The sequence below is a fragment of the Bartonella sp. AC62GZZY genome, from assembly GCF_042196525.1.
Taxonomy (GTDB): domain Bacteria; phylum Pseudomonadota; class Alphaproteobacteria; order Rhizobiales; family Rhizobiaceae; genus Bartonella.
In genome coordinates this window covers 20,819-28,407 of the sequence record NZ_JBHIQN010000015.1, presented here as the reverse complement: position 1 = coordinate 28,407, position 7,589 = coordinate 20,819, and the positions used below count along the sequence as shown (strand labels likewise).

General features: G+C 36.7%; 2 protein-coding genes and 1 pseudogene. All 3 read right to left on the bottom strand.

Going from position 1 to position 7,589, the window contains the following annotated elements:
• Positions 1-2,393 (bottom strand): autotransporter outer membrane beta-barrel domain-containing protein (locus ACFIML_RS07815; RefSeq protein ID WP_375687817.1); only part of this gene is annotated, 2,393 nt, incomplete at its 3' end.
• 171 nt (positions 2,394-2,564) lie between these two features.
• A pseudogene (locus tag ACFIML_RS07810) lies at positions 2,565-3,293 on the bottom strand (autotransporter domain-containing protein); the annotation flags it as partial.
• 696 nt (positions 3,294-3,989) lie between these two features.
• A complete protein-coding gene (locus tag ACFIML_RS07805; protein WP_375687815.1) occupies positions 3,990-7,160 on the bottom strand; it encodes an autotransporter outer membrane beta-barrel domain-containing protein in 3,171 nt (1,056 codons plus the stop codon).
• Positions 7,161-7,589: the final 429 nt, after the last annotated feature.

Below are 7,589 nucleotides of genomic sequence, written 5' to 3'. Positions count from 1 at the left end.
ATATCCACTAAACCAGCATGAAATAAGGCATTTGGCAAAAGAAGATAAGTTGGAACCTGTGGAACAACAGCTCTAATTTGGAGATTAGACGAAGGATTAATAGGAGCAGAATCCCCAGAAGGCTTTGGTTCAACAGGGGAAGAAGCAGAAGGAACAGAATCTGGAGATGAAGGAGATACCGGAACAGATGGCTTAGATGGCATAGCCTCATCTGTAGAAGTCTCAACTGGAACAAATGGTGCAGGCATAGGCACAGCAGAAGGACTTTCTGGAACTGTTGGTACAGAGGGAGACGGAACTGGTGCAGAAGGAGTCAGCGTCGAATCCGTAGGGATAAATGTTTCAGACGGTTCAGATCCCTCAGGCAAAGAAGGTGTAGATGGTATAAGTGGAGGCTCAACAGAAGGGGGTTGTTCAGGTGAAATAGTCTCTGTTGGTCGTTTAGAAGGAACCGTCTCTTCTTCAGATTGAGGAGGTAAAACTGTAGACGTTGGCTTAGAAGCAGTTTCAGAAGAATCTAATTCAGGACCAATGTAAACACTTTCGAGACGAAAATCCCAAAAATCCCCTTCTCCAACAACCAATCTATTCTTTGGATCTGCATTTCCAGAAGAAGAACTTGGACCATAGGCACGAAGTTTATATTGATAAGGAAATCCATTCACTGTAGTATAACTATTGGCTAACTTAAAAGAACTTTCCTCTGCTGTCCCAGCAACTTGAACAAGTGAAATACTTTGACTCCCTTTATTGCCAGCTTCTCCTTCTAAGGTTTTGGAAAATTTCTCCATCATGAGCAGTGTACTTCCCAAAACATTCCCGTAGATCAAAATACGATCAGTTTTTTGCGGATTAAACGAGCCGTCATTATTCACAAACGCACTCATCTTAATCTGCACATTTCCCTTTGCATTATAAGCGTCTTTATCATATTGTATCCCATCTATTGGATTTATGTCATTTAGATTACTTCCTTTCTCAATATATACTTTTCCAATATATAGCGTTTGATAATCTTGAGATATAAATTTATCAAAAAAAATTGTGCTATCAGAAATGCTTATAGACGAAAGTAATGAATCTACAGGAAGAGATTCCTGCAAATCTGTATGTTTCCTTTTGGTGAGATACCATGCAGAGCCATGTGTTAATTCTAAGTGAACAGTTGATACATCCTCAACACGAATACCCCCTGTAAGGGTAGAATTCTTTGCTTTCACCAATAGAGAAGAATTATTTTGAGCCTTTAACAATAAATCACCAGAGATCTTTGTCCTTTCTGTTAATTCAATGGTAGCTTCAGCTCCATAAATATCATCTCCCGTACTATAAATGGCAATACCATCAGGAACTGAAAAAGTTGTCTGTGACAAATGCAAAGATGCTTCACCCCAAACAATTTTTTCTACTTTTGAAAGTTTTTCACTCCCTACCTTAAACATATCACCCCATACATCTGGACCTAATCCATAAAAATACAGACCGTATACTCCCTCACCCTGAACAGAAATATTGTTTTTTTCTATCTTAATACTTGTCTTTTTAAACGCATTTGATGAAGCGTATTCTTGAATCAACTTACCTTCAGCATCTGCATAACCTGCAAAATTCGTAATCAAGAAGCCATGCATATCAGTCAGCTGAATAGAATCACCACGCAAATGAACATTACCACCCTGTGATATGTCAAAAGCTCTTGGAAATTCATCAATAGTTTCATTATCAACTACAATCGTGTGTTTCTTACCTTTGCCCTGAATATTGGTTGTATCAATAAGATATTTTCCCCCAAATTGTGTTGAAAACGCACCAATCTCATTAAAAGTAATAGTACTGCCTGATATCCTAACGAATGCATCAGAACTACTAACAAATCCAATCCCTTTTGCATTCAAGTTATCTGATACAATATCAATATTTACGCTCACTAAAGCAATATCGGTTTTTTTTCCTTCTGCACATACAGCTTGCAAACTACCTTCAATCTTCCCTCTATTCATCACAACTTGCCCGTTCTGAACACGAAAACCGGACATATCCTTAATATTTGAATTGGTTAGAACAAGCTTGCCATCATCTTTTACAGATGCACTATATAAAAATGACTGCTTTGGCCTATGCAAGATAATATTTGTCTCTAATAAATTTAAAACAGTTCCCTCTTTTTCTATAGAGAAGACAGCAATAAAATCATCTAGAGAAGAGACAGAAGGAATATAATTTTTATTACTTATCGTATGTTTTTTACTATCGCTATACGTAAAAAAACTCCCTGATACATTACAGGAAGTTCCTAAATTATTAGGATTCGCATTAACACTCACGATTGGCAAAAAAGAAACAATAGCTGTTGTAATAAATAAAAATTTATACCCGCTTAATACATTAACCATAACTTTATTCCCAATTTGCCTTTCTCCCCCTGTTAGTTAAAAATAAAAAATATTCCCCATAATATTAAGTTAAACACACAAACAATGAGAAGTATAAAACTTAATATTCATTTTATACTTCTCAAAACACTTTATAACTTATGTAAAAATTACTCTATATTTCATAGGCATCTAAAAATGATAGCGTAAACCACCTGAAAAAATCGTCCCAGAAAAGCCAACTTTGCTAAGACGATACTGATCGGTCACATCTCCATGCAACGCAAAGTTTGAAGACAACTGAGCCTTCAGCCCTACTCCAGTTTCTAAAGAAGAACCAAAAGCTCCTAATTGAAATTCATCTCCAAACTGCACACGTTGTTTTTCGCCAAAACTATTGGTAAGATGAAGTTTCCCATTGAAAGAAACAACATGCCCTTCTTCAGAAGCAGCAAGCGTCTTGCTTAAATTCCCGCCAACACGCATCACCCACAAATCAAGCTTTCCCATTTCGACATCAAATCCATCGTTATCAGAGGTCTTATCAAACCGTATATTTTGATAAACGACCTGAACTTGCGTATCAAAAATAAGCCCCTTATGTCCTGTCATAAATGGCTTACCGGCAGCCAATGAAGCACTCAAAAGTGTCCCCTTCAATGTTGTTGTCTTACCTCTTGCTTGCGTGAGAACATCCCCTTTAAATAACCCGTAGAAAAAAAGTCCATCGATATAAAAGCCTGTATCATGCTGCATGCTGCCATATGCTGTAATAGACCATTTATCAAATGTACTTTTTTGCTTTCTTTAACATCTTGAGGCTGTAGAGAGTTTTTTCCCATTATTCTCCATTTTTCCAAAGCTCGAAGTGTGATGTGTATCCTCAATCGCATTGAGCAAGACACTTGCCTCTATACCATGAACATTAGAAACCTGAATCTTACCTTCATCAAAGGAAAAACCGCCCTGCTTCACACCAAACACAGATTGAGATAACGTATCATTTCTACTTTTCTTTTCGCCATTTCCTGTAATAGAACTTTTTTTAAAAGAAGTTTTATTGTCTTTTAACACAACCACTGCTGATGTAATCTTCTCAGATCTCTTTAATTCTAAAATTCCATCAGTTCCTGAAAGCCTTTTTCCCCTTTACTTTTTTGCGGTTTAATAACTATGTTATGAGTTCGTATTGTAAAAATAACACCTGTAGTCCTCCTATCCAATCCACTCATATATAACTTATTACGACTTCCAAAAGTACGAGAAGCATCAACTGTATCACACGAATACGACTTAAAAAGAGAATTACACGAGGGATTATAATCTTCTGCACTCACATCTATATTGTGCGCGAAGAAAGAAATAGAGGTCGTAAGAGAACACACACACATGACGTTTTAGTACTTTAATCATAATTTAGTCTAAACTTTCTTTATTTTATCTTCATAAAAAACTGATAAAGACACACCTAGTTCATCTACTCATTATTCTTATTATGTACCGTTATATATAATTTGTTTTGTGTTGTATGTAAAGTCAAAAATCAGAAAAACAACACAATAAAACCATGTTTTGTGTTTATGTCTTTCACAAAGGATGTATTAAAGAAAAATACAATTAAAAACGATAACTTAATCCACCAGAAAAATGCGTTCCGGAAAAGCCGTCACTCGTAAATTTATGCTGATAAATCAGATCGCTATGAAAAATAATTTTTGGAGATAATTGCGAAAAAACACCAAATCCAGCTTCTAAAGAAGTCCCAAAGGAACCAAGCTGGAAAGCATCTTTAAAATATACAAATTGTTTATCATCAAAACTACGAATGAAATGAAGCTTACCATAGAATGAAAGAACATGTGCATCTTTATCTTTAGTAAATGTAAGTGTCTTCGTTAAATACCCACCAATACGCATCCCCCAATGATCTGGGCTTCGCATATCAATATTAAAATTATCAATATCACGAGTCTTATGAAACTGAAGATTTTGATAAACAAACTGAACCTGTGGTTCAAAAATAAAATATCGGCTGCCTATCATAAACGTTTTACCAGCAGTTAAGGAAACACTTAGGGGCTTCCCTCTCAATGCAGCCGTTTTACCTCGCTCAAGTGTGAGAACATTTCCATTAAACAAACCATAAGAGAAGAGACCATCCATATAGAGACCCGTATCATGCTGCATGCTTCCATATGCTGTGATTGTCCATTTATCAAATATACTTTCTTGACTTTGTTTAACCTTTCGAGGCTGCAACGAAAGTTTGCCATAATTTCCCATAATCCCAAAAGATGTCGTACTGTATGCACTTTCGATTTTCTTGAGTAAAAGACCTGCCTCTAGTGCATTATAATCAAGCTCACCGCCATAATCACCATATTTAAATGCAGACAAATTTGAAGTATAATGATGATGTCCACCGTAACCGCGCAAAAACAAAGCGGGATTTTCATCATTTTTTAACAACCGACCAGAAACAGTTCGCAGCGCTTGCAACTGCTTGCTTTGATTACTGATATCCATCAATCCAGCATAAAATAAGGTATTTGGCACAAGAATATAAGTCAAAACCTGTGGAACAACGACTCTCACATTTGGCTCAAAATAAGAAGAAGGCTCAAAAACAGATGCCGGAACAGAAGAACCAGACGCAGGTGGAGTAACAACAAAAGGAGTGGGTGAAACAGATGACAGAACAGGAGAAACAGATGCAACTGGGGAAACAACAGAAGGAGTGGGTGGAACAGATGGCGGAACAAGTGAACCAGATGCAGGTGGAGCAACTGGATTAGATTCAGCAATAGCGGGAACAACAGGTGCAAGAGAGGAAAGAGGATTGGGGATCTCAAGTACAAAAACATCAGATACATTAGGTGTGGTCGTAAGATGGGAATCCCTATCAGGAGAATCTACAGGAGAAGAAAGACTTGGCTCCTGAGGTTTTTGCTGAGAGTTAGAATCAATAGAACCATCCTCACCTCCAGTAATATTAGGATGAATTTTAAGAACAGAAGGAATATCATCAGAAGAAGGGGGGACAACCAAATCAAGAACAGGAAAAACTTTAGTGGAATCAACAAATTGACTTTCAAGTCGGAAATCCCAAAATGTTCCAGTATTTTTAAGCACTCTTTGATTGGAATCTGCAGTCCCTAAAGCAGAGCCTGGACCATAACTCTTAAGATGATACTGATAGGGGGAGGCTTCAAGTGTGACATACCCCCCATTTAACTGAAAAGAATCTTCCATGGCTTTTCCATAAACCTGAATAATGGAAATCCCCTGATTATTACCGCCCTCTCCCGTCAATGCCCCTGAGCTTCCAGGAACACTATACACATGGACTGTCGTTTTTCCTTCAAGATCACCATTGATTAAAAGCCGGTCAGTTTTTTGCTCTTGCAGAGCTCCGCCTTTATCCAAATATGCATTAAGATAAAGACGCGCATCGCCTTGTGCACGATAGACAGTCCCCGATCCTTTTCCGATGAGAAGTGTCTGATAACCATCTGTTGTTTTAGATTTTAATTCTTCAAAAACAAGAGAACTATCCGTAAGATTGACCGATGAAATGAAGGAATAGTCCCCTAAATTAGAACCAAAAGCATTAGAATTTTGCAATTTGTCATATTTTGGTCGCGATAAAATCCACTTTGAACCATTTTTTAAATCTATCTTAGCTGTAGAACTTTCATCAACATGTGCGCCTCCTACAAGGGTAGAAGCATCAGCCTCAATCTTTACAGTAGAACGCTCAACAGCTTTCAGGAGTGAATCTCCAGAAATTTTTGAATGTTGTGAGAGTTTAACAGAACTTTCAAATTCTCGATTATAAATAGCCGTACTTTCTGGAGCCATAAAAGTTGTCTTTGTCAAATGGACAGTCCCTTTTCCAGGTATAATTGTTTTTTTATCATTTAAGACAGCTTCCCAAAAAAAGTGCATGCCATTAAATCCATTCCCTCTCACAAAAATATTGGAATATTTTATATGAGCAGCATTATGGTTATTCCCCTGCACTACAATACCATGAACATTGTCGACATTAACGTTTCCTTTCTGGAAATTAAGAGAGCCTTTCCCCTGAAGCATACTAAAAGCAGAACCTTCACGATAATTATCTGTATTTGTTCCCAGTTTCCCCCTCCCACTAATAGAAACGCCCTCTAAATTAATTTCTCCATCTCCTCCTGTTTGAACACCAATACCATCAGCAAAATTAATTTTTCCTCCTTTCATATAAATTTTTGCACCATTATGACTCAAAAGACCTATCGCATCAGAAGATGTCTTAATCTCTGTCTTGGTCAAAGAAACAAACGACCCTTTACCCCCAACACTGATCCCCATTCTGGTTGCTTTAATCACCCCATTCTGCATCTCAAAAGCTCCCTCATCATTAATATCGGCCCCTATCGACACGTTATTTAACATGGAATCAAATAGAGCAACGCCTCCCCCATTTGAGGACTTTACAGCTGTTGTCCAAGCGTTTGTTTCTGAATGGCTATTTGTATTTGAGACACCATTAATGATTATAGCCTCTCCCTCAATGACTGTATTTTTCCCTGATGCCTCTATGGCAGCATCAGAACTTTCACCCGTAAGTTGATAAGTTTTCTTGGCAATTTCATGCGTTTTACCATCATTACAGCGATAAAATGAGGCACTTTCGTTACATGAATATGGCTTCTTCTCAGAAGAAATCTCACCTGCATCAGTATTGTATACAAAGAAAAAAATAACCGTTGTAAAATGACATAAAGAGAGATGATTTTTAAACATAATTTTCTACAAACTTTCTTCCCCTTCTCTAAAAACAAAAAACACGCATTCTGTTTAATAAATTTGGTTACGCGTGATAATTTAAAATACGTTTTGGATTTTATATATCCACCCTATGTTTTATGTAAAGCCAGAATCCCAAAATATCACAATTTAAAATTGTATTATTTATAAAAACGCGTAAAAATATAGATAGAAATAAAAACTCTACCCCAAAGCGGTGATTTCAAGAGAATTTAATAAAAATACACTAAAGGAAGAAAAACAGCATAAGAAGCAAAAACTGCAAACCAGAAAGCCCTATCTCGTTTCTAAAAAGAAACAAACTTGCTCATGCAAAAAAACATTTTTTTAAAAAACTTGTTTAAAAAGTTGCAAACAAATAATAAAAAACCACAAGCTATGCTTATGGCTTTTTAAACAACTTAC

Bases quoted from the DNA above. Each gene is read 5' to 3' on its own strand.
- ACFIML_RS07805 (WP_375687815.1), bottom strand. From the start codon at position 7,160: ATGTTTAAAAATCATCTCTCTTTATGTCATTTTACAACGGTTATTTTT.